Origin of the sequence: Glycomyces buryatensis, from assembly GCF_004912275.1 — a bacterium.
In the GTDB taxonomy this organism is placed as follows: domain Bacteria; phylum Actinomycetota; class Actinomycetes; order Mycobacteriales; family Micromonosporaceae; genus Glycomyces; species Glycomyces buryatensis.
On the sequence record NZ_STGY01000004.1, the window covers coordinates 122,126 to 143,582 of the forward strand.

A 21,457-nucleotide genomic window follows, 5' to 3' on the forward strand; every position below is an offset into this window, starting at 1 on the left:
CGGACCCCATGGGGACAGCGAGTCGGGGCAGAGTCGTGATGCTGGTGCAGAACGGCGTCGAAGGCGACTCGCGCGTCCAGAAGCAGGCCGCCTCGATGGCCGCCGCGGGCTGGGACGTGACGCTGCTGGGCCGCTCCCCGAACGGCGAGGTCCAGACGTGGGACCTGGGCGGGGCCGAGGTCCGGCTCATCCACGTGCGGCGCGCGTTCAAGCGCCGCCGCCACGAACTGCGCAGCCACTGGGCGCGCGACCCGCTCGCCTACCCGTTCGGGCCGATCCAGATCTACCGCGAGCGCCAGCTCGAGGCGTGGAGGGCCGAGATCGGCATTCGCAAGGCCCGCATCGCGATCGACGCCAAGCACCAGAGCGGCGCCGTGACGCGCCTCCGCAAGGCCGCGCTCGTTCCCCGCCGGGCCGCGGTGAGGGCCGCCGGGACCTGGGCCGACGTCCGTTCCGCCCACACCGAACGGCTCTGCGAGCGCCGCGAGGCGATGGACGGCCGCGTCGACGCGTTCGCCATCAAGTTCTGGAAGACCGTCCTGGGCGACCGATCCTGGCGGCGCCTCGACCCGGCCCTGTGGGACCTCGAACTGTCCTTCGGGCCCGTCCTCGACCGGCTGGAGGCGGACCTGATCCACGCCAACGACTTCCAGATGATCGGTGTCGGCGCCCGCTCGGTCATCCGCCGCCGCGCCCGCGGCGCCCGCGTCAAGCTGGTGTGGGACGTGCACGAGTACCTGCCGGGGATCAAGTCGTGGATCGACCATCCGGCCTGGAAGGACGCGCAGATGGCGCACGAGCGCGAGTACGCGCCGTGGGCGGACGCGGTGGTGACGGTGTCGGACACCCTGGCCGACCTGCTGATGGAGCGCCACGGCCTGGCCGAGCGCCCCGAAGTGGTCATGAACGTGCCGGACCTGGACTCCCGGCCCGAGGCCGACGACCCGGTCCCCGACATCCGGGAGCTGTGCGGGATCGGACCGAGCGCCCCGCTGATGGTCTACTCGGGCGCGCCGATGGCCAGGCGCGGCCTGATGACGATGGTGGAGGCCCTGCCCGACCTGGAGGGCGTGCACGCGGCGTTCGTGGTCGCCAAGCCCGAATGGGCCGACATTCGCTCCCTGGTGGCCCGCTCGGAGGAGCTGGGCGTGGCCGACCGGGTCCATCTGCTGCCGTACGTCCCGCACTGGCAGATCGTGCCGTTCCTGGCGGGCGCCGACATCGGCGTGATCCCGATCCACCACTACCTCAACCACGAGATCGCGCTCATCACGAAGTTCTTCGAGTACTCGCACGCGCGGCTGCCGATCCTCGTCTCCGACGTGAAGACGATGGCGGCCAAGGTGAACGAGACCGGCCAGGGCGAGGTCTTCCGGGCGAAGGACACCGCGGACTTCGTCCGGGCGGCGAAACTGATCCTCGCCGACCCCGAGTCGTACCGCAAGCGCTACGACACCCATGTCCCGCTGACGGAATGGACTTGGCCCTCCCAGGCGGCCATCCTGGACCGCGTCTACACCGAGGCCCTCCGCTAGGAGTGTTCGGGAGCAGTCTGGTCGCCGTCGGCCTGGCGGGTGCGTTCCTGGATGAGCCGGTATATCTCGGTCCGGATCTGCCGTACGTTCTGGACGTCCCGGAACAGGATCGCGGCGGTGTCGATGGAGGCTTCGATCCGCAGCTCCCCGTAATTGAGCAGGCGGCCGAACAACGTCTGGCGGTAACTGATGGAGCTGACGTGCCGCAGGGGCATGTCGCTTCCTCTGACACCCAAGAAGCCGTAGTGCCACACGACCCGGTCGGTCGTCACCAGGTAGTGGGTGAACCACAGCCGCAGCAGCGCCCCCACGAGCCGGGCGAACTCACGGATGGCGAAGCCGGCCGCCACCAGGACCGCGACGAGGAACAGGAGCAGTTCCAGGTCGCCGGTCTGCCCGGCCACCCGCTCGAAGTTGGTGATCAGCAGCAGCGCGATCACGCACAGGATCGTGAACCGCACGCCGACGGTGATCAATCCGATCCGATGCGGCTGCAGGTGGATCCGGACTGCTTCATTCGGGGCGAGCACGTCTTCGGGGAAGCTCATGGGCACTCCAGGGGGTGACGAGGCTGAGTGACCTCGATCTCCATGGTACTCAAGAACTTCCACCACCGGGGGACGTTTCCCCAGCGTCAGCCCTCGACGCGGGCGAGGCCGGTGCCGCTTTCGACGTAGGTCTCCTTGGTGCGCGGGCAGATCCACGTGCCCGCCTCGGCGCCGGCCTCCAGTTTCTCGCCGGCGCGGCCGACCCACCCGATCCGGCGGGCCGGGACGCCGACGACCAGGGCGTGATCGGGGACGTCCTTGGTGACGACGGCTCCGGCCGCCACCATCGCCCACCGTCCGATGCGGACCGGGGCGACGCACACCGAGCGAGCCCCCAGCGAGGCGCCCTCCTCGACCGCGACTCCCACGGCCTCCCAGTCGGAGGCGCTCTTGCGCTCGCCGTCGACGCCCACGGCGCGCGGGTTGCGGTCGTTGGTGAGGACTGCGGCCGGGCCGACGAACACGCCGTCGGCCAAGGTCGCGGGCTCGTACACGAGCGCGTAGTTCTGGATCTTCACGTTCGCGCCGATCTGCACCCCGGTGCCGATGTAGGCGCCGCGTCCGACGATGCAGTTCTCGCCCAGGCTCGCCCCCTCGCGGATCTGGGCCAGTTCCCAGACGCTCGTGCCGTCGCCGATCTCGGCGGACGGGTCGACCTGGGCGGAGGGCTGGATCCTGTACTGCATTGGCGGCCTTCGTTGTCGGAGGAAACGATCGCGATTCGGGCACTCCCGGTGCCCCGAGGCTATCTGACCGCTCCTGTCGGCCGTGAAGGTGCGACCCGGAACTCGACCGTCGCGCCGCGGCCCCGGTGTCCGAGCCGCAGCTCCACCGGAGTGGGCCGGGCGACGTTGAGCCGTACAGTGTTCGGCTCGGGCGAGGCCAGGTAGAACACCAGGTTGACGATCCTGGCGTCGCTCATGCGGTGGTTGGCCCAGTGCGAACCGTGCCCGGTGAGTCCGAAGGCGCCTTCACCGGGCACGATCACCGTCGCGTCCTCGATTCGGGCGGCAGGAGTCTTCAGGTAGGTGAAGCAGGTGAGTCCGTAGCGGTTGTTCTTCTCGGGTTCGGCGTCGTACCGGTGGAGCAGCCCGGCCAGGGACTGGGCCGAGGACTCCACCAGCTCACGCGCCGCGGCGTTGCCCGAGCACTCGTAGTAGTCCCATGCGGACACCAGCGCGGACAGCCAGCCGTTGAGGAGGTAACTGTTGGGCCGCTGGGGGACCTCGGCGATCGAGACCCCGTTGGCGTCGCGGAAGAGGACGTCGCCGCGCTCGGCGGGGACTGCCAGTGCCGCGAAGCAGCGGCGCGCGGCCGCCATGGCCTCGCCGTCGCCGACAGCCTCCCACAGCAGCCGAGCGTAGTAGGACTGGGTCAGAGCCGAATAGTGGCGTTCGAAGAGCCTGGCGCCGATCCCCGCCTCGTACCAGAACACCAGCGCGCCTTCGTGTTCGTCCATCCTGCGCAATGCCGACTCCGTGGCCGCGGCGATGGCCATGCGAAGGGCCGCCGACCGGTCGCGGCGTTACTGAGCGAGATAGTCCTTGAGTACATACGTGGGGTAGATCGGGTGCTCCCATATGCTGCCGTCCTGCTGGAGCTGACCGGGGAATCCGTCGGCCGTCCACGCGAGGCGGTAGTAGCCGGCGGCACGGGCCGCGAACGCGTCGCTGAAGGACGGCCGCACTCCGCTTTCGTGGGTCACCTCGCGCAACCCGACGCGCGGGCCGGAGTCAGGGCCGCCCGCAGCGTGTCGAGCACTTCCCAGGCCGCCCGCCCCTTGCCGTACGGGGCGCCGGGTTCGCCGACCGGTGCGGGGCGGACCGCCGTGCGGGCCCACTCGCCGTCCGCCAACGCGGAGGGGTCCGGCACCAAGGCGTTCCAGCCGCCTTCGAGGGTCTCAACCCATTCGGTCTCGGTTCGCAGCGTGGTGCAGGGCCGCCTGAGCAGGAACGCCTCTTTCTGAAGTCCGCCGGAGTCGGTAACGACGCCGTTGGAGGAGAGGACGGCCGCGACCAGGTCCGCGTAGGGCAGCGGGCGGCCAGGCCGTAGTGCTCCGGCAGCGAGGTCGATGCGGTACTGATCGGCCTTGGCTATGAGGCGGGGGTGGGCGAGCAGCGCGACCTGGATCGGCAACGAGGCGAGCGCGCCGATGAGTGCCCGCAGTCGGTCGGGGTCGTCGGTGTTTTCGGCGCGGTGCAGGGTCGCGAGCAGATAGGGGGCGGACTGGTCCACGCACGTGGGTGGATGCGGGTGGCCTGTGGCGAGTACCTGGTCGCGGGTGCGCACGCAGACGTCGACCATGACATCGCCGACCAGCGACGTGCGATCGGCCAGCCCTTCAGCCGCCAGGTGGCGCATGGCCTCGTCGGTCGGGGCGAGGAGCAGGTCGGCGCAGTGGTCGGTGAGGACTCGGTTGTGCTCCTCGGGCATGCGCCGGTTGAAGGAGCGCAGCCCGGCTTCCAGATGCGCGACCTTCAGATGCAGCTTGACCGCTGCGAGCGCCCCTGCGATCGTGGAGTTGGTGTCGCCGTAGACGAGTACCCAGTCGGGGCGTTCTGCGGCGAGGATCGGGTCGAGCGCGGCGAGCATCGCGCCGGTCTGGGAGCCATGGGAACCGGAACCGACGCCGAGAAAGTGGTCGGGCGCGGGGATTCCAAGCCCGGTGAAGAACACGTCGGACAGTTCGGCGTCGTAGTGCTGTCCGGTGTGGATGATGCAGTGCACGTCGTCGGTGCCGTCGATGGCTCGCGCGACCGCCCCCAGTTTCACCATCTGGGGGCGGGCTCCGACGACGCTGACGACCTTCATGACGACTCCTCCGTCTAGGCAGACTGATCGATCGTATGGTCCGTATCTCCGGTTATCACGGTATTCACCCGCTATGTGCGGTGTGTTGTCGCGGAAAGTCTCCCGATCGACCCTCGGCTTCGAGACGACCCAGGCCGCGATCTTCAAAGGAGACACAGGAGTCTTGGAATGAGATACAGAACGGCACGTCGCCGTCATCGCCCCCTGGTCCCCGAACGTCAGGGCATACTCGATGGCCGCCGCGTCATCGACCCGGCGGCCGGGGAGGCTCTCTCATACCGGCTATCGCCGCTCGCCGAGGAACATCTGGTCGAAGTCGGCCCTGACGAATGCCCAGTCCCAGGTGGACAGGGCGTGTTTCGAGGCCAGCTCGGCGCTCTCCAGCCAGTTTTCCTCCGTGGCGTTGACTTCCAGTATGCGTTGGGCTGCCGCTGCCGGTGTGTCCACGACCCAGCCGTTCGGATACACCGTGCGGGCGCTATGGGTCTTGCCCGCGAAGAACGGCCAGTCCCGCACCACGGGGACCGCGCCGCTGGCCGCGCCCTCCATCAGACCCAGGTGGGCGCTCTCACGCACCGACGAGCTGAGGATGAAGCCGATATCGGTGAGCTTGCCGGCGACGTCTTTGGTCGGTCCGAGCCGCAGTACGGCGCCGGCCTCGACCAGCGGTGCCAGCTTCGCCTCCATCTTCTTCCGGTACTTCTTGGTGGCGCGGCTGAACTTCGGGTCCATGTCGGCGCCGACCATCACGAGCCGGTAGCGCTCGTCCTCCTCGCGCAGCAGGCGCAGCACCTCGACGGCCCACAAGGGGTCCTTGACCACCTGGCCGACGCCAACGAGACCGAGGTTGAAGCGCGCGTCCGAGGTCTTCTCCCGGGTGAACGCGCTGAGCTCCACAGCGTTGTGCAGGACGTGTGTTCGTGGTGCCTGCGGGCCGCGCAGCTGCGGCACCAGCGTGGTGGTCAGATCCAGCAAATGGCTGCCGACGAAGATGAGGTCGTCTACGCGGGAGAAGTCCACCAGGTGCGGCCAGCGGGTGAACGCCTCGTAGCTGTGCAGGCGGACGATGATCCGGGTGTCGCCGGGGTCGATCGTGGTCAGCATGGCAGCGTGGCCCAAGCACCAGTCGAGGAACACCGTGTCGGCCCAGTCCAGATACGGTCGCATCAGGTCCTCGACCAGCGCGGCGTGCTCGTCGTCGCCGCCCATCCGCTCCGCCATGACCTTGCGGTCTGCCCACGTGAGCCGCTTTAGGGACGGCCGCGTCGCCATGTCCAGGTATCGCACCTCGACATCGTGGCGGTTCCGGTAGCGGTCGAGGATGTGGTGCAGGAAGTTGTCGTTCGCGTTGGTCGTCACCAGCAGCCGCAGCGGCCGGCCGGTCGGCGGCGGTGCGGCCGGCCGGACCCGGCCTCGCGGGGTCATGACGGTCTGCATCGCCCTCGAACGGTGGAACCGCCCGACGAAGGCCTCGGGGTCGGCGGCCAGCGGTGAAGCGAGCTGGTCGATGTGGACACCCCGGTGGAAGCCCAGTGCCAGGGCCCGGCTCAGGTTCTTGACGGCGTCTTTGTATTCCCCTGCGGCCTGCAAGTCGTCCGCGTGGGCGAGGAGCGACTGTATCGCCTGGTCGAGGTGCTTCGGACCTGTGCCGCGGTCGATCTCCTGCGACACCGCCTTGTCGTAAAGCTCGGCCTTGATAGCCGGGTCGCTGATCTTGGAGGCGGTCAACGCGAGTGCGTACGATCCGCCGCCATACTTGCCGGCCCAGTTCATGGCCTCGGCCACTCGGCGGCCCATTGCGATGCGGAGCTTGTCGGGCACGGCCGGGGCCCGCAGCGGCACGCGCCACAGGCGGGCGCCGATGGAGCTGCGCATGATGGGGCGGGCGGTGACGGTGCGTTCCAGGGAGCCGGGCAGCCCCCGTACGCGCCGGGCAAATTCGCGGACCACGAGTGAGACCGGGGGTCGGAAGGCTCGGAGCGCGGCCGCCTCGCCCTCCCGAGCGAGTTCGCGCACGGCGTCGAGCGCGGGGGCGAAACCGTTGACGGCCTTTGCCGTGCGGTTGCGCTGGGCGAGCTGCCAAACCGTGTACACGGCGCCGTCGTCGAGCGCGACGAGCACGTGGGCCTCGCGCGCGCGGGCGCGCAGCCAGGAGTCCGAGTGGATGCGCAGCCAGACCCGCTCCCCGAACGGGAGATCGACGGCGCGCCGCAGATTGGAGCGGCGCAGCGGGTGCGTCTCGACGAAATCGATGCCGGTCAGCTTCTTGGCCATCCACGATTCGGGGACCGAGCCGCCATACGAGACCCGGGCGCCCTCGGCGACCAGTTTCCGCACCGAGCCGGCGAGCACGCTGACCGGGCGGGTCTTGGCGCTGATGAACAGAACGTTGATCACTGGGTGCGACCTTTCTCCAGCCCCAGCACGTCGACCAGTTGCCGCACGGCCGCGGACATGATGATCTCTCGCGTGAACTGGTCGGCGTGGGCCATGGCCTTCGTGTGCTGCTCGTCGGTGGACTCGACCGCCAGATGCGCCGCCTCGACGAAGGCGTCGGCCAGGGCCTTGCCGGCGACGCCGCGCGGTCCCGTCCACAGCGGGTGCCCCTGGAGGACGTTCGATGCGTCGTGGTCGATGGCGTGCGCGGAGACGATCGGCAGACCGGTGGCCATGTACTCGTAGACCTTGCCGGAGGTCACATAGCGGCCGCCGATGAGGATGAGCACCATCGCGTCCCAGCGGGCGTAGATGGACGCGACCTCCGCCTTGGCCACCGGGCCGCCGTAGGTGACGCCGTCCGCCTCGGCGTCCAGCAGCAGGTCGGCTTGGGGGTTGGCGCCGCGGAGGGCGCCGTGGCCGCTGTAGCCACGGACCTCGAAGCGCGCGTTGGCCAGCAGCGGTTCACGACTGCGGGCCGCACGCCAGCCGTTGAGGACCGTTCGCAGATGCTCCACGGAGAAGTTGATCGTGCCCAGGTACCCGAAGACCAGGCCCGACTCCGGGTCGGCGGGGCGCTTCCGGACGGGGGTGCTGTCGACGTCGTAGCCGTTGCGCACGATGTGGACGCGGTCGGCGAGCTGCGGGTAGCGGGCGCGGTAGTGCTCGGCGATCGGATCGTTGACGACCCACAGGCTGATCGCGGAGCTGAGGACGCGCGATTCCCAGCGGCCCTTCTCGGAGTCGGCGATGAAGGCTTCGCGGCCGTCGATCACATCGATCGACCAGCCGTCGCGGAAGTCGACGGCATACGGGACCCGGGCCTCTTCCCACAGCTTCCAGGCCGCAGCGAGGTTCGTGTACGGCACGCAGGTGGCCAGCAGCAGGTCGGCGGGGTTCTCCTTGTGGAGACGCAGCACCGCGTCCTCGAGCGCGTCCTTCCAATCGCCGAAGTTCGGCTCGGGGAACATCTCCTGCTGCCGATCGCGCAGCGACCTGACCCACCATGCCGGGCTGACGGCCCGCTGCTCGCTGAAACGGCGGATGTCCGTCTCCAGGTCCTCGCGGCGGAGCGGGAGCTTGACGACTTTCACCCGCGGGTCGACCTTCTGTGACAAGGAGTGGTCGACACCCGATTCCAGCGCCCAGGACTCGTCCTTGATGGTGACCACCGTTACATCCCATCCCTGGGCAGCGAATTGGTTGGCGGTCTCCCGCATCCGGTACGCACAGCTTTTCGCGGCAGGGGGAAACCCGATCGCGAGATAGATGAGATGGGGGCGCTGCTCGTCGCGTCCCGGTCTGGATGCTCGTTCGGATTGAGTGACCCTGGGTGTCGCGAATGCTGACATGGGAATGGACGCTAGCAACGGGCGGAGAGGGATCCGAGCATTCCGGATCGAGTGTCCGAGGGTTTCCGGCGCGCGGCGCCGACGTTGCCGCGTTACCGTTCCGGCCCATCGGCGGGGAGTTCTAGCGCAATAGGCCGTTGGGAGACGGCGTCCCGCACTTGAGGAGCTGCGGGCGGCCGCAGGCTTGTTGCATCCGAAATTCCAAATTTACACAGGTTCTACTGGATGCATGCCTGTGATTGCAAAGCAATCTACGGACAGCACTAATTTTTCCAATGTTGCAGCACTCATGTTATGGCGCTGTGACCGGAGATTGAACAGCAGGGGATACGCTCCAAATATGCTGCGTTCAGTCATCCTCGCCGCCGCTCGATCCTCGAAGTTCGAGCGCTTTGTCGGTACCGCACCGGTCAGCCGGTCGCTCGTCCGCCGCTATGTCGCGGGTGAGACGACGGCCGACGCAGTGGCCGCCGCCCGTTCCCTGGCCTCGGACGGGCTCCTCGCCACCCTCGACTACCTCGGCGAGGACACCATCGTCGCCGAACAGGCCGACGCCACCCGCGACGAGTACCTGAATCTGCTCTCCGCCCTCAAGGCCGAGGGGCTGTCGGAGACCACCGAGGTCAGCGTCAAGCTCTCGGCCGTCGGCCAGCGCATCGACGTCGAGCTGGCCTACGACCGCGCCCGCCAGATCTGCGCGGCCGCCGAGAGCGCCGGGACCACGGTCACCATCGACATGGAGGACCACACCGTCACCGACTCGACCATCGAGATCGTGAATCGTCTGCGCCAGGACTTCGGCGACACGGGCGCGGTGCTGCAGGCCTACCTGCGCCGCACCGAGGACGACTGCAAGTCCCTGGCCACGGCCGGTTCGCGCATCCGCCTGTGCAAGGGCGCCTACAAGGAGCCCGAGACGGTCGCCTACCAGCGTCCGCTGGACGTCGACCGGTCCTATGTGCGCAGCATCAACGCGCTCATGGCCGGCGACGGCTACCCGATGCTGGCGACGCACGACCCGCGCCTGGTCGAGATCGGCATCGACCGGGCCCGCTGGTTCGACCGCGAGCCCGACTCGTTCGAGTTCCAGATGCTGTACGGCATCCGCCCGGCCGAGCAGCTGCGTCTGGCCGCCGAGGGCTACCGGATGCGCGTCTATGTTCCCTACGGCGACCAGTGGTACGGGTACCTGATGCGGCGGATGGCTGAACGTCCGGCGAACCTGGCGGTCTTCGCCCGCTCATTGTGGACCCGTTCTTAGACCACGAATTTCGCGCGGGGGCGCGGGATCGGCGCAGGTGGCGCCGGTTCCGCGCCCTTTCGCGTGTGCCGCGGGTCGCGTCGTGAGCGATGGTCGTGTCTCGCATCGGTAGCGACCGGAGACTAGAGTTGCGAGGGTGACTCAAGCCCCCGAGGACTTCCCCGCCGAGCCGCGAGCGGTCGACAATGCCGCAGATCCCCGGTTCGCCGCGCACGTCCCGAGCCAGCGGCCCGCGCCCGCCCCCTCGCCGGTCGGCGAGCCCGTGATGCCGGCGGCCGATCCCGCCGCGGGGCAGGCGATCCCAGCGGAACCGGCGTATCCGGCGGCCTCCCTGCCGCAGCCGACCGCGCCGGGAATGCCCGATCCGGGCGCGCAGTACCCGGGGGCGCAGCAGACGGCGCAGTATCCGCCGGCGCAGCAGTACGCGCCCGGGATGCCGCAGCAGGCCGGGGCGCCGCCGGTCGACATGCTGGCGCCGCCCCCGGTCCCTCCGGGCTGGCAGCAGTATCCGCCCGGTTTCTACCCGCCGCGGCCCGAGCGCAGGCGCAGCCGGGTCGGGACCGTGTTCATGGTCGTCGCCCTGGTGGCCGCGTCGGTGCTCAGCGGAGCGTTCGTCAACGGCTGGCGCCCGTCGCTGCCGGGCACCCCGGAGGGCACCTTCAACGGCGCGGCGGTCGAGCCCGGCGAGGGCGAGCTGCCCAGCCCCGGTGAGGACGCGAGCGAGTCGGAGATCCTCGCCTACCTCAAGGAGCAGGCGCAGCTGGTGCTGGACGCCCACTCCGAGTCGCTCATCAACCGGAGCCCGGAGGGCTGGCTGGCCGCGTTCGATCCGACGCTGCACGAGGAGATGACCAGCCGCTACGACTCCTTGGCCGCGATGGAAGTCAGCCGCTTCGACTACCAGGTGACCTCGGGTCCCCTGGAGGATTCGTCGGGGGCGGTGCCGCTGTACGACATCACCGTCGCGGTCTCCTACTGCTTCGCGACCCCGGCCGACGAGTGCTCGCCGGCCGACGTCGTCTTCGACACCGTGTGGCGCGCGGGCGACGAGGGCATGGTGATGGTGCAGGTGGACCCGTCCGAGGGCGGCGACGGTCCGCACCCGTGGGAGGTCACCGACATGGTCGCCGCCGTCGGCGAGCGCACGGTCGTGGCCGTCCCCGAGAACATGGCCGATGAATTGGACGCCGCGCTCGAGGTTTCCGAGGCCGCGGCCGAGAACGCCGACGAGTGGGCGAAGTGGGAGGTCCCCGACCGCTACGTCGTCTACATCGCCGGGGACGAGGAGTTCGAGGAATGGTTCGGCGGCATCTGGGACTCCGGGGACGTGCTCGGGTTCGCGCTGCCGCTGTCGGGGACCGTCGACGGTGAACGGGTGCCCTCGACGTACGCGACCGTCATGGCCGTCGACCGCACCGGTTGGGGCGCCGAGCTGGACAGCGTCATCCGGCACGAGCTCGGCCACGCCGTGACGCTGTGGGCCGCGCCGTCGGAGCGGTACGCCAACGACACCTGGTGGATGGTCGAGGGCATCGCCGAGTACATCGACCACGGTGAACGCGACTACGACGAGTACGAGCGGGCGTGGGACGTCGAAGAGTATGTGGCCCAAGGCGGTTGCGAGACCGACATCCTTCCGCCCGACGAGGACGACGACACCCTCGCCGGCTCCGGCAAGTACGGCTGCGGCTTCCTCGGCGTGACCTACATGATCAACACCTACGGCGAGGACGAGTTCGCCGAATGGTTCGGTTTGACTGCCCGAGAAGGACAGTCGCCGGACGAATCGGCCGAGTCGATCTTCGGCAAGAGCAATGCCGAACTGATGGAGGAGATTACGGCCTTCATTGCCCAGACCGTGTGAGATCGCCTGTTGCCCAATGAGCCGGACTGCCGTAACATGAGCAACATCCCAATCGATAGACATCAACGTCACGGACGGTGACGACCGACTCGTCTCGGTTCATAAGGGCATTCGCGTCCGCCACACCTCTAAGACATCACACAACCCCACGTCCTCGCACCAGCCCTCGACAGAACGGTGAGACACATGAGCGAACACGGGGACCTCCTCGACGAGGTCAAGTTTTTGACGGTGACAGAAGTTGCCGACTTGATGCGCGTCTCGAAGATGACGGTGTATCGACTCGTCCACAACGGTGAGATCGCGGCGGTGCGGGTGGGGCGCTCTTTCCGCGTCCCCGAAAGCGCCGTCAAGACCTATCTCTCGGAAGCGCTCCAGACTGAAGAGTGACACCGGGCCGCGGACCCCTGACCCTGGGGGCCGCGGCCGGTTCATGCCCCCGGGCGACGAACGGCCGCCCGGGGTCACGGCCGCGCCTGTGACGGGGATCGGCGGTCGCATTCCCCGCCCGGCACACGTTAGGCAGTCCGAGATAGGCTGGTCAGGCTCTAAGTAATGTCTACGAACATCTGTGAGGAAGCTCTATGGGCTCGGTCATCAAGAAGCGACGCAAGCGCATGGCGAAGAAGAAGCACCGCAAGCTGCTCCGTAAGACCCGCGTGCAGCGTCGCAAGCTCGGCAAGTAGCCGAGACGACCGGTTCCTGATTCCCTGCGGGTAGGCTGGCCCACATGCCAGAGCTGTTTGACTCCGCATTGCCGTTCGCGTTCGAAATCCGCAACACGGTCTGGATGGTCGTCGGGTACGGCGCCGCGCTCCTGTCGCTGATCGCGGCGGTGCACTGCGCGGTGCAAAAACCCGATGCGTTCAGTGCCGTCGGCACGCTCTCCAAGGGTGCGTGGATGGGGCTTCTGATCATCAGCTTCGCGCTGGCGCTCCTCTTCGGCGGTTTCAACGGACTCGGCCTCTTCGGCCTCATCGCCTTGTGCGCCGCGCTCGTCTATCTCCTCGATGTCCGCAAGGGCATCAGGGACATCGGCGGGAGCGTCTACTAGCTTCGGCGCCAACCGCATACTTCAAAGCCGCGCCCGCTGATGCGGGCGCGGCTTTCGGTGCGTGCGTTCCTATAGGATATAGGATCCGGCGGGACGGTGCCGCCTCGCCGGGTCGACGGACGAGGCACTCCGCACGGGACCGGTGCTTCCCGGCTTCGGCCCTGCTAGCGGATCGCTCCTCCGCGGGCCATCTCGCGCAGCCGGGCGACGCGCTGCTCGGTCGGCGGGTGCGTCGAGAACAGGCTCGACATGCCGCCGCGCAGCGGCGACGAGATCATCAGGTGGGCCTCGCTCGCGAGCGGGCTGTCCGCGCGCGCCGGCATCCGGTCGATCCCGCCCGAGATCTTCTGCAACGCGCTGGCCAGGGCCAGCGGGTCCCCGGTCAGCTTCGCGCCCGAGGCGTCGGCCTCGTATTCGCGCGATCGCGAGACGGCCATGCGGATGACCCCGGCCGCGAGTGGTCCCAGGAGCATGGTCAGCAGCAGCACCAGCGGGTTCGGGCCTTCGCGGTCATTCCCGCCCATGGGGATGAACCAGGCGATATTGGCGATCATGGTGATGATGCCCGCCAGAGCCCCGGCGACCGACGAGATGAGGATGTCGCGGTTGTAGACGTGGGAGAGCTCGTGGCCGAGCACTGCCCGCAGTTCGGCGGGCGTGAGCAGCTGCAGGATGCCCTCGGTGACCGCGACCGCCGCGTTCTGGGGGTTGCGGCCGGTGGCGAAGGCGTTGGGCTGCATGGTCGGGGAGACGTAGAGCCGGGGCATCGGCTGCCCCGCGCGCTGCGAAAGCTCGCGGACCATGGCGTACAGCTGCGGCGCCTGCGCCTCGGTGACGGGTCGGGCGCGCATCGAGCGCAGCGCCAGCTTGTCCGAGTTGAAGTACGCGTAGGCGTTCATGCCGACGGCGATGGCCGCCGCGATGAGGACGCCGGTCGAGCCGCCGAAAAGGTAGCCGATGGCGATGACGATCGCCGACAGGCCGCCGAGAAGCATTGCGGTTTTCAAGCCGTTGTGGTGTTGCATGTTTGCCTTCCCCCTGTGAGGCCCAACGTCTCAATACTCGCAAGTATTCCGCTGTGACCTGGGATTTCACTGGGAAATGCGGGTGAACTCCAACACCGTTTGCGGCGCCAGGCCGATGGCGAGGAGGACCAGGCCGATGACGGCGACCGCGATGGTGAAGCGGGCCTTCGGGGTCGGGGTGCCCCGGCCGAGCAGGACTGTGCGCGCGAGCGGGAGGTAGTAGGCGAGTCCGACGATGGCCCCGGCGGCGACGATGATGGCGAGCCACACCGCGGAGGAGGCGAGGAATTCGAGGATGACGATCTTGGCGAAGGTCCCGGCCAGCGCGGGCGGAAGCCCGGACAGGCCGACGACGGCGATGAGGAAGACGGTCGCCGGGAGGGGCGCGGTGCGGAACAGGCCGGCGAGTTCGGTGATGTTTCCGGCGCTTGCCTTCAAATCGGACCCCTGGGGACCCCCCGATTCAATCGTGGCGCGGGGGTGTGACAGCTCGGTAGAACTGCGGAGTGTCCCGGCGTTTACCTTCAAATCGGGCGCGCTGAGGTCCCCCCGACTCAACAGTGGCTCGGGGGTGCGACCTTTTTCTGCGGTTGCGGTTGCGGTTGCGGTTTCTGTTTCTGTATCGGGCCTGACCGCCGTCAATGCAGCGAACGCTCCCGCCTCCAGCAGCACGAAGAACACCGCGTACGCCAGCGCCGCCGAGGCGGCCGCATCCGGGGCCCCGCGGCCCGCCGCCGTCGCCAGTGCGGCCAGCGGCGCGAGCACGTACCCGGCGTGCGCGATGCCCGACCACGCCAGCAGCGAAACCGTTCGCCGCTGCACCAGCGCGGCCACGTTCCCCACCGCGATCGACGCGACGCTCAACGCCGCCAGCACGATCCCGGCCGGCAGACCCGCCTGCGGGGCGAGCCCGAAGTAGACGACCCAGGTGATGGCGACCGCGCCGCCGAGTTTGGAGGCGCTCGCCAGGTACGTCGCGATCGGCAGCGGTGCCCGCTCGAGCACGAGCGGCGCCCAGGCGTGCAGCGGTGCGGCAGCCAACTTGAAAGCGAGCCCGCCCAGCAGCAGCGCCACCCCGGCGGCCACAAGTCCTGGATGTGCCCCCGCGAGTTCGGTTGCGAGACCGGCGAAGTGGACCGTTCCGCTCGCCGCGTACAGCAGTGCCGCGCCCATGAGCGCGGTCGCCGACGAGGCGATGGAGGCGATCAGGAAGGTCACTCCGGCTTCGGCCCCGTCCCGGCCGGGACGGGTCACGAGGACGTACAGCGGTACGGTCAGCGTCTCCAGGGCCACGATGAGGGTGATGAGGTCTCCGCTGCCGGCCAGCGTGATGCCTCCGGCGGCGCTGGCGGCCAGCAGGAAGCAGTATTCGGCGCCGGCGCGCGCGCTCAGGGCGGCGACCAGGACGGTGAGGAGGGCGAACAGGGCGGCCAGACCCATCGTCGCGTCGCTCGCGATGTAGGAATGCCACTCGCCTACCGCGAAGGTCCGCCGGTCTGCTCCGACACCGATCCAGATCGCGGCACCGGCCGAGATGCTCAGTCCGATCATGGTGCAGGCCTTGGCGAGGCGTCCGGCGAACAGTGCGACGGCGGCGGTGGCCGCCGCCAGGTACAGCGGGAGCAGGGCCGCGTGGTCGATCGGCTGCGACACCATCACAGGACCCCCGTCGCGAACAGGTCGAGGAGGGGGCCCGGGGCCAGGCCGAGCAGGAGCACGGCGGCCACGAGCGGCGACCACGTCGCGAATTCGATGGCCGAGACGGCACCGAGCCCTTCGAACGCGGGCGCGACCGGTCCGTGGCTGACGCGTCTGAGCATGCGCAGCAGGTAAGCGGCCGTGAGGAACGCGCCGAACGCGGCGATGGCGGCGAGGGCGATCCAGGCCCCGCCGCGCTCGACGGCGGCGTACACGGTGAATGCCTCGCCCCAGAACCCGGCCAGGCCCGGCAGGCCCAGGGAGGCGAACGCCGCGAAGCCGAGCAGTCCGGCGAGGGCGGGGGCGGCCAGGCGCAGCCCGCCGAGGTCGACCAGGCGTCCCGTGTGGGCCCGGTCCTTGACCGCACCGGCCAGGAAGAACAGCAGTGGCGTGACGAGCCCGTGGGCGAGGTTCGCGAACAGCGCCGCCCGCACCCCCGCCTCGGTGCCGGTGGCGAAGGCGAGGACCACGAACCCCATGTGCCCCACCGAGGAGTAGGCGATGAGGCGCTTGAGCTCGCCGAGCCGCAGGCACACCAGGCTCGCGACGATGATGCCGATCGCGGCCAGGATCGCCAGGACGGGCGCGGCGTCGGCCGCGCCGTGCGGGGCCAGGCCGCCGGCGACGCGGATGAGCCCGTAGGTCCCGAGCTTGAGCAGCACCCCGGCGAGCAGGACCGACCCGACGGTGGGGGCGGCGGTGTGCGCGTCGGGGAGCCAGGAGTGCAGCGGCCACAGGGGAGCCTTCACGGCGAACCCGGCGGCCAGCAGGGTGAATACGAGGAGCGAGGCGTCGGCGCTGACCCCGCCGGTCGCGATGATCTCGCCGAGGTCGGCGGTGCCGGTGTCGGCGACGGCCACGAACAGGCCGGTCGCCATCAATAGCGACCCGGTGACGGTGAACAGCGCGAACTTGGCCGCCGCGTGTCGGCGGGTGGCCTCGTCGCCGTAGCGGTAGACGATCGCCCACATCGGCAGCAGCACCGCTTCGAAGGCGATGAAGAACAGGATCAGGTTGTCGGAGAGGAAGACCGCGATGGACGCGGCCTGGACGGCCAGCAGCAGCGCGGTGAGCGTGGAGGACGCGCCCTTATGTGCGTTGTGGACGCAGCACAGCAGCCCCAGCAGCGCGGTGAGCAGCGCGAGCGGCCATGAGACGCCGTCGACCGACAGCGAGAAGTCCAGGTGGATCGACGGGGCCCAGGCCAGGTCGACCGCGTGCCACCACCCGTCGCCGCGTCCCAGCGGCAGCACCGCCAAGGCCGCGAATGACCCGGCGGCGGAGGCGACCCCGATCCAATTGCGCCGCAGCCACCACGACAGCGCCGCCCCCACCAGGGGCAGCGCGACGGCGGCAATGAGCATCAGCCCCATGGCGCCACCGTTCCTATAGGATATATCCTATAGGAAATTGCGTTCCTATAGGATATGCGATTCACGACATCCACAGGCTCACCCCGATCGCGCAGGCCGTGATCACGAGCGTCCCGGCGACGCTCAGCCGCAGGTAGGCCACGAGGCCGCCCCGGTGTCCGGTGTCGGTCCGGTGGGCCGCAGCGACGGTGGCACGGGCCGAACCTTCGACGAGGATCTGGTCGACCAGGTGCTCGTCCAGAGCGCTCGCGGCCCCGGCCGCGGCACGGGCGCCGGTGCGCGTCGCCTTGCCCGCCAAGGCCTCCGCGTACAGCCCGCGGGCGAACGCCGCCCTGGTCCGGCCGAGCAGCCGGGCCGGGTCGCGGGCGCGGTCCCGCCACCAGGAGTCGCCGACCACGGCGAAACCGCCGAGCACGGCGATCAGCATGAGCACCATGAGATCCAGGTGCAGCGGCGGCACCTCGAGCGGTCCGGCGAAGTAGAGTCCGCCGACGACCACGATCACCCCGGTGAGTGTCCACAGCCCGATCGATTGCGCGAGGGGCACGGTCGCCCGCTCCTTCGCCCCGCCGCGCCAGAACACCAGCAGCCACAGCCGGGCCGAGTAGGCGGCGGTGAGAATGCCCGCGCCGATACCCGCCCAGAACACGATCACCCCGGCCGGAGTCGCGGACTCATAGGCCGCGCCGAGGATCGCCTCCTTGCTGTAGAAACCCCCGAGCGGCGGAATGCCGGCCATCGCGGCGAGCCCGAGCGTCATAGCCCAGAACGCGAGTCGTGACGACGACGGCCGCACCCGCGTGGTCGCCAGCGACCCGTCGGTGCCCGCCTGGTGGATGATGACCCCGGCGGTAAGGAACAGCAGCGCCTTGAAACCGGCGTGCGACAGCAGGTGGAACAGGGCCGCGTCGGGGTCGGCGACGGCGACGGCCGCGAACATGAACCCGACCTGGCTCACGGTCGACCACGCCAGGACGCCCTTGACATCGGTCGCGGCGAACGCGCACAGCCCCGCCCCGAGCATGCTGATCGCGGCGACGAGGGCGACGACGACCAGAAGGTCGGTCGGCCAGACCGGCAGCAGCCGCGTCAGCACGTAGGCCCCGGCGGCGACCATGGTGGCCGCGTGGATGAGCGCCGAGACGGGCGTGGGGCCGGCCATCGCCGGGGGCAGCCAGATCTGGAGCGGGAACTGGGCCGACTTCCCGATGCAGCCGAACAGGATCAGCAGCATCGCGGCCGCGGCCACACCCTCCGAGACGTCCCCGATCTCGGAGATGCGGAACGTCCCGGCGGCGGTGCCCAGCACCATCACCCCGAGCACGAAGGCGACATCGCCGAACCGCGTCACCAGGAACGCCTTCGCGGCCGAGCCCGGCGCGGACGGCAGCTTCGCGTAGTGCGCGATGAGCAGGTACGAGCAGGCGCCCATGACCTCCCACCCGATGAGCAGGAAGACCAGGTCGTCGGCCGCGACGACGACCAGCATGGCGGCGAGGAACAGGTTCACCTGCGCCGCGAACGGCCCATAACGAGAATCGTCACGCAGATACGAGACCGAGTACAGCTGTACCAGCAGCGTGACCAGTGAGCTGGCGATCGCGACGGCCGAAGCGGTGGGGGAGAGGTCGAGCGCGGCAGAGACCCGAATCGACCCGAAGTCCGCCAGGGTGAACGCCACGAACGGATTCGCGAAGAAGCAGACGATCGAGCAGACGAGCGCGAACAGCGGTGCGAGCACCGCCGACCAGGCGGCCGCCCTTCGCCGCCGAATCAGCAGCCCGGCCAGCCCCGCCGCGGCGGGGAGACCGATGAGCGCCCAGGCGAAGAACCCCATCAGGACCGATCCGCCCGCTCGTCGGCCTGCTTGCCGGAGTCGATCGGCAGGTCATCGGTGTCGATATCGGACCGGGCCCGCCACAGGTTCAGCACCAGAGCGAGACCCACCCCGACCTCGGCCGCGGCGATCACGACGATGAACAGCGCGAAGCTCTGCCCGGTGTATGAGCGCTGGACCAGGTCGGTCGTGACCAGGACCAGGTGCACCCCGCCGAGCATGAGCTCCGCAGACGCCAACTGCAAGACGGCATTTCGCCTGGTGAGAACCCCGAACAGTCCAATGGCGAACAACCCCGAGGCGATGAGATACCCGATCAGCGGATGCACAGGCCCACCCCGCTATCGGCGAGATCGGTCGTTCGGGGGCACATGGCCTCATTTTGTCCTAGGGGCGGGTACAAGTCCAGGCTAGTTGCAGATTCGAGACCGGCGAGTCTCAAAGGCAGGTCAGTCCTCGGTGAACAGGCCCTGCATGGTGCCGTAGCCGATGCCGCCCGCGACCGCCCCGTAGGAGTCGCCTTCGAGCAGGTCGACCGTCGCCGCCCGGGCCACCTCGTAGGCGGCCGCGGCCACGTTCGAGCCGAGACTGATGCGGGCCGCGCCGAGGCGATCCAGTTCGGACGGTGCCGGGCTGCTCGAGCCCGCCAAGACGTTCAGCGGGAGCCGGATCGCCGCCGCCAGCGCGGCGATCGTCGCCGGATCCGAGACCCCCGGCACGAAGATGCCGTCCGCCCCCGCCTCGGCGTAGGCCCGTGCGCGGGCGACGGTCGCGTCGAAGCGGGTGTCCTCGTCACCGATCCCGGCCAGGTAGATGTCGGTGCGGGCGTTGATGAAGACGCCGTCGCCGCCGCCCTCGCGGGCCGCGGCGATGCGCTCGGCCTGGTCGGACACGGGGCGCAGGGAGGCGGCGGACTCGGCGATGGAGTCCTCGATATTGACGCCGACCGCGCCGGCCTCGGCCACCGCCGCGAGCGTCTCGGTGACGTCCTTCGGCTGCTCGCCGAAGCCGGATTCGATGTCGGCGGTGACCGGAATGCTCACCGCGCGAACGATCCGGGCGATCGCGGCGAGGGCCGTCTCGCGGTCGATGGTGTCGCCGTCCGCATAGCCGAGGCTCCAGGCGACGCCGGCGCTGGAGGTGGCGATCGCGGGTGCGCCCGCGGAGGCGATGACCGCCGCGCTGGCGGCGTCCCAGCAGTTCGCCAGGCGCAGGGCCGGGGTGGTGTGCAGGGCGCGGAAGCGCTGGGCCTTGTCGTGGTTCGTCATGCCCTAATGGAAGCAGCGATGTCGCCTCGCGGCTGGCCACAAAGCGACATCACCGTCGAGCCGCAGGTCAACGGGGACTGAATCGGGCCTCAATGACGTGGGCATTGTCGTCGGCGAAGGTGAACGTGACGTCGAACCGTTCGCCCGCAAGGACTTTGGGCAGCCAGTACGTGGCGTCGTCCCACATCTGGTCGAAGGGGAGGGCGTCGGTCGGGACCCAGACGGGGACGAGTTCGTCTGAGGGAATGGCCTCGCCGCTCCACTCATCGGCTCGGAAGACCTCGGCGACCTGGGTCCAGGCGGGCTTGGCCGGGAAGAGGAACGACACCGTCGCCACCGGGGCGAGGGCGGACGGTGAGACGACGAGGCCGACTTCTTCCGCGATCTCGCGGGCGGTCGCCTGCTCGGGGGTCTCGCCCGGTTCGATGTGTCCGCCGGGGGCGACGAGCTTGCCGACGCCGAAGCCGTACTGCTTGCGGCCCAACAGGACCTCACGGGAACCGGCGGTCTCTCGCAAGAGCAGTCCGAGGCAGACGCGGGAGGCGGGCGTCGTTTCACCATTCATCGGGCAAGTGTCGCCGATTCAGGCACGGAGGAGTTCTCCGGCATCTCGTTCGTATGACGGCGAGCTCCCCGTTACAAGGGGGCCCGCCTAGCATTTCCGGGCCAGGTTGGCCGGGTGGCTCGGTCGGCTCGGTTGGCCGGGCGCAAGGCTGTTCGATTAGGGCGTCTGTTCGGGTGGCGGGTTCGCGTGGGGTGTGGTCGCGCCCGGGGAGGCCTGCATTGGGGGCCGGGGCGCTGGCGGGGGCGATGTCGGTGGAGGGCCCGGCTGTGCCAAAGGCATCGGCGACAAAAGCGAGAGTGGGGGCCGGCGTCCGTTTGCGGGGCAGGGCCTGCGGGGATTCCTCCGAAGCTCCGAAGCTCCGAAGCTCCGAAGCTCCGAAGCTCCAAGGCTCCGGGGCGGGGTTTCGGGGTTGGGCAAGACCTCTGGGCTTCGGTCGGGCGGCACGCCCGGCAGAGTGCGAGATTCGGTCGTGCAACACGCCCGGGTGCGATCGTGCGGTGCGGTCTCGGTGGTGGTCGTGGCGAGAGGTGTTGTGCCGCAACCAATCCGCTGAGCAAGTGTGACCGGCGTCACTTTGTCGTTAGTGGATCGGTCTGTGGCGTAAAGTTATCATTGAGGTACGCACAGAGATATGGAATTAGTACAGAGGTCGAGCAGGTGCAGGCAGACTACGCCAAGCCTCTGGCCGAGACGCCTTCTGACTGATTCCGAGAACAACTGCCCCGGTACATGAGGCCGGTGTTCTCAGCTCCTGGAGCTATCGGGTCCCGCGGTCCACCGCGCCTTTCATGGGCGGGTGTAGGGGGGAGACGGCCTTGTCGGGATCACCT

The 21,457-nt window shown here is 69.2% G+C and carries 20 protein-coding genes; 6 read left to right on the top strand and 14 right to left on the bottom strand.

What is annotated here, in order from left to right:
* Window positions 1-8 precede the first annotated feature (8 nt).
* The gene (locus tag FAB82_RS01595) at window positions 9-1,535 is read left to right on the top strand and encodes a glycosyltransferase (RefSeq protein ID WP_136532784.1); all 1,527 of its coding nucleotides are present in this window, start codon (window positions 9-11) and stop codon (window positions 1,533-1,535) included.
* On the opposite strand, the gene FAB82_RS01600 is transcribed toward FAB82_RS01595, so the two are convergent.
* The 7 genes from FAB82_RS01600 to FAB82_RS01630 form a co-directional block, all read right to left on the bottom strand.
* The gene (locus FAB82_RS01600) at window positions 1,532-2,083 is read right to left on the bottom strand and encodes a PH domain-containing protein (protein ID WP_136532785.1); all 552 of its coding nucleotides are present in this window, start codon (window positions 2,081-2,083) and stop codon (window positions 1,532-1,534) included. The genes FAB82_RS01595 and FAB82_RS01600 overlap by 4 nt on opposite strands.
* An 86-nt stretch (window positions 2,084-2,169) precedes the next feature.
* Complete coding sequence (locus FAB82_RS01605; RefSeq protein ID WP_136532786.1) at window positions 2,170-2,769, bottom strand: acyltransferase; 600 nt, start codon at window positions 2,767-2,769, stop codon at window positions 2,170-2,172.
* 59 nt (window positions 2,770-2,828) lie between these two features.
* Complete coding sequence (locus FAB82_RS01610; protein ID WP_136532787.1) at window positions 2,829-3,581, bottom strand: D-glucuronyl C5-epimerase family protein; 753 nt, start codon at window positions 3,579-3,581, stop codon at window positions 2,829-2,831.
* Between the two features lie 27 nt (window positions 3,582-3,608).
* Complete coding sequence (locus FAB82_RS01615; protein ID WP_136532788.1) at window positions 3,609-3,788, bottom strand: hypothetical protein; 180 nt, start codon at window positions 3,786-3,788, stop codon at window positions 3,609-3,611.
* On the bottom strand, window positions 3,785-4,894 hold the full coding sequence (gene wecB / locus FAB82_RS01620) for a non-hydrolyzing UDP-N-acetylglucosamine 2-epimerase (protein WP_136532789.1): 1,110 nt from the start codon (window positions 4,892-4,894) through the stop codon (window positions 3,785-3,787). Before wecB ends, FAB82_RS01615 begins: the two co-directional genes overlap by 4 nt.
* 282 nt (window positions 4,895-5,176) lie before the next feature.
* The gene (locus FAB82_RS01625; protein WP_136532790.1) at window positions 5,177-7,291 is read right to left on the bottom strand and encodes a glycosyltransferase family 4 protein; all 2,115 of its coding nucleotides are present in this window, start codon (window positions 7,289-7,291) and stop codon (window positions 5,177-5,179) included.
* Window positions 7,288-8,550 (bottom strand): glycosyltransferase, encoded by a 1,263-nt coding sequence (locus FAB82_RS01630; RefSeq protein ID WP_136532791.1) that lies wholly within the window; start codon window positions 8,548-8,550, stop codon window positions 7,288-7,290. Before FAB82_RS01630 ends, FAB82_RS01625 begins: the two co-directional genes overlap by 4 nt.
* A 472-nt stretch (window positions 8,551-9,022) precedes the next feature.
* Here FAB82_RS01630 and FAB82_RS01635 point away from each other — a divergent pair, with 472 nt between their 5' ends.
* From FAB82_RS01635 to FAB82_RS01655, 5 genes are all read left to right on the top strand, one after another.
* Entirely contained in the window at window positions 9,023-9,943 is a 921-nt protein-coding gene (locus tag FAB82_RS01635; protein ID WP_136532792.1) for a proline dehydrogenase family protein, read from the top strand.
* A 136-nt stretch (window positions 9,944-10,079) separates the two neighbouring features.
* The gene (locus tag FAB82_RS01640) at window positions 10,080-11,807 is read left to right on the top strand and encodes a hypothetical protein (RefSeq protein ID WP_136532793.1); all 1,728 of its coding nucleotides are present in this window, start codon (window positions 10,080-10,082) and stop codon (window positions 11,805-11,807) included.
* A gap of 186 nt (window positions 11,808-11,993) precedes the next feature.
* Window positions 11,994-12,197: a helix-turn-helix domain-containing protein gene (locus FAB82_RS01645; protein ID WP_136532794.1), complete on the top strand. Its 204-nt coding sequence runs from the start codon at window positions 11,994-11,996 to the stop codon at window positions 12,195-12,197.
* Window positions 12,198-12,391: 194 nt separating this feature from the next.
* The gene (locus FAB82_RS01650) at window positions 12,392-12,493 is read left to right on the top strand and encodes a 30S ribosomal protein bS22 (protein WP_081687713.1); all 102 of its coding nucleotides are present in this window, start codon (window positions 12,392-12,394) and stop codon (window positions 12,491-12,493) included.
* 44 nt (window positions 12,494-12,537) lie between these two features.
* Window positions 12,538-12,861, top strand: coding sequence for a DUF2516 family protein (locus FAB82_RS01655; protein WP_136532795.1), 324 nt, complete (start codon window positions 12,538-12,540; stop codon window positions 12,859-12,861).
* Between the two features lie 164 nt (window positions 12,862-13,025).
* On the opposite strand, the gene htpX is transcribed toward FAB82_RS01655, so the two are convergent.
* The 7 genes from htpX to FAB82_RS01690 all read right to left on the bottom strand — a co-directional run bounded on the left by htpX (window position 13,026) and on the right by FAB82_RS01690 (window position 20,627).
* A complete protein-coding gene (gene htpX / locus FAB82_RS01660; protein WP_136532796.1) occupies window positions 13,026-13,886 on the bottom strand; it encodes a zinc metalloprotease HtpX in 861 nt (286 codons plus the stop codon).
* A gap of 66 nt (window positions 13,887-13,952) precedes the next feature.
* The gene (locus FAB82_RS01665; protein ID WP_246039408.1) at window positions 13,953-15,542 is read right to left on the bottom strand and encodes an NADH-quinone oxidoreductase subunit N; all 1,590 of its coding nucleotides are present in this window, start codon (window positions 15,540-15,542) and stop codon (window positions 13,953-13,955) included.
* Entirely contained in the window at window positions 15,542-16,957 is a 1,416-nt protein-coding gene (locus FAB82_RS01670; RefSeq protein ID WP_136532798.1) for a complex I subunit 4 family protein, read from the bottom strand. Before FAB82_RS01670 ends, FAB82_RS01665 begins: the two co-directional genes overlap by 1 nt.
* 61 nt (window positions 16,958-17,018) lie before the next feature.
* Window positions 17,019-18,794 carry an NADH-quinone oxidoreductase subunit 5 family protein gene (locus FAB82_RS01675; RefSeq protein WP_136532799.1) on the bottom strand — a complete coding sequence of 592 codons (1,776 nt, stop codon included), beginning with the start codon at window positions 18,792-18,794 and terminating at the stop codon, window positions 17,019-17,021.
* Window positions 18,794-19,123, bottom strand: coding sequence for an NADH-quinone oxidoreductase subunit NuoK (gene nuoK / locus FAB82_RS01680; RefSeq protein WP_136532800.1), 330 nt, complete (start codon window positions 19,121-19,123; stop codon window positions 18,794-18,796). The genes FAB82_RS01675 and nuoK overlap by 1 nt, the downstream gene beginning before the upstream one ends.
* Before the next feature lie 120 nt (window positions 19,124-19,243).
* Entirely contained in the window at window positions 19,244-20,062 is an 819-nt protein-coding gene (locus FAB82_RS01685; RefSeq protein WP_136532801.1) for an isocitrate lyase/PEP mutase family protein, read from the bottom strand.
* A 67-nt stretch (window positions 20,063-20,129) separates the two neighbouring features.
* Entirely contained in the window at window positions 20,130-20,627 is a 498-nt protein-coding gene (locus tag FAB82_RS01690; protein WP_136532802.1) for an 8-oxo-dGTP diphosphatase, read from the bottom strand.
* Between the last annotated feature and the right edge of the window lie 830 nt (window positions 20,628-21,457).

Excerpts from the sequence above, each read along its gene's own strand:
- FAB82_RS01595 (WP_136532784.1), top strand. The coding sequence starts at position 9 with ATGGGGACAGCGAGTCGGGGCAGAGTCGTGATGCTGGTGCAGAACGGC.
- FAB82_RS01600 (WP_136532785.1), bottom strand. The coding sequence starts at position 2,083 with ATGAGCTTCCCCGAAGACGTGCTCGCCCCGAATGAAGCAGTCCGGATC.
- FAB82_RS01605 (WP_136532786.1), bottom strand. The coding sequence starts at position 2,769 with ATGCAGTACAGGATCCAGCCCTCCGCCCAGGTCGACCCGTCCGCCGAG.
- FAB82_RS01610 (WP_136532787.1), bottom strand. The coding sequence starts at position 3,581 with ATGGCCATCGCCGCGGCCACGGAGTCGGCATTGCGCAGGATGGACGAA.
- wecB (WP_136532789.1), bottom strand. The coding sequence starts at position 4,894 with ATGAAGGTCGTCAGCGTCGTCGGAGCCCGCCCCCAGATGGTGAAACTG.
- FAB82_RS01630 (WP_136532791.1), bottom strand. The coding sequence starts at position 8,550 with ATGCGGGAGACCGCCAACCAATTCGCTGCCCAGGGATGGGATGTAACG.
- FAB82_RS01635 (WP_136532792.1), top strand. The coding sequence starts at position 9,023 with ATGCTGCGTTCAGTCATCCTCGCCGCCGCTCGATCCTCGAAGTTCGAG.
- FAB82_RS01645 (WP_136532794.1), top strand. The coding sequence starts at position 11,994 with ATGAGCGAACACGGGGACCTCCTCGACGAGGTCAAGTTTTTGACGGTG.
- FAB82_RS01650 (WP_081687713.1), top strand. The coding sequence starts at position 12,392 with ATGGGCTCGGTCATCAAGAAGCGACGCAAGCGCATGGCGAAGAAGAAG.
- FAB82_RS01655 (WP_136532795.1), top strand. The coding sequence starts at position 12,538 with ATGCCAGAGCTGTTTGACTCCGCATTGCCGTTCGCGTTCGAAATCCGC.
- htpX (WP_136532796.1), bottom strand. The coding sequence starts at position 13,886 with ATGCAACACCACAACGGCTTGAAAACCGCAATGCTTCTCGGCGGCCTG.
- FAB82_RS01665 (WP_246039408.1), bottom strand. The coding sequence starts at position 15,542 with ATGGTGTCGCAGCCGATCGACCACGCGGCCCTGCTCCCGCTGTACCTG.
- FAB82_RS01670 (WP_136532798.1), bottom strand. The coding sequence starts at position 16,957 with ATGGGGCTGATGCTCATTGCCGCCGTCGCGCTGCCCCTGGTGGGGGCG.
- FAB82_RS01675 (WP_136532799.1), bottom strand. The coding sequence starts at position 18,794 with ATGGGGTTCTTCGCCTGGGCGCTCATCGGTCTCCCCGCCGCGGCGGGG.
- FAB82_RS01685 (WP_136532801.1), bottom strand. The coding sequence starts at position 20,062 with ATGACGAACCACGACAAGGCCCAGCGCTTCCGCGCCCTGCACACCACC.
- FAB82_RS01690 (WP_136532802.1), bottom strand. The coding sequence starts at position 20,627 with ATGAATGGTGAAACGACGCCCGCCTCCCGCGTCTGCCTCGGACTGCTC.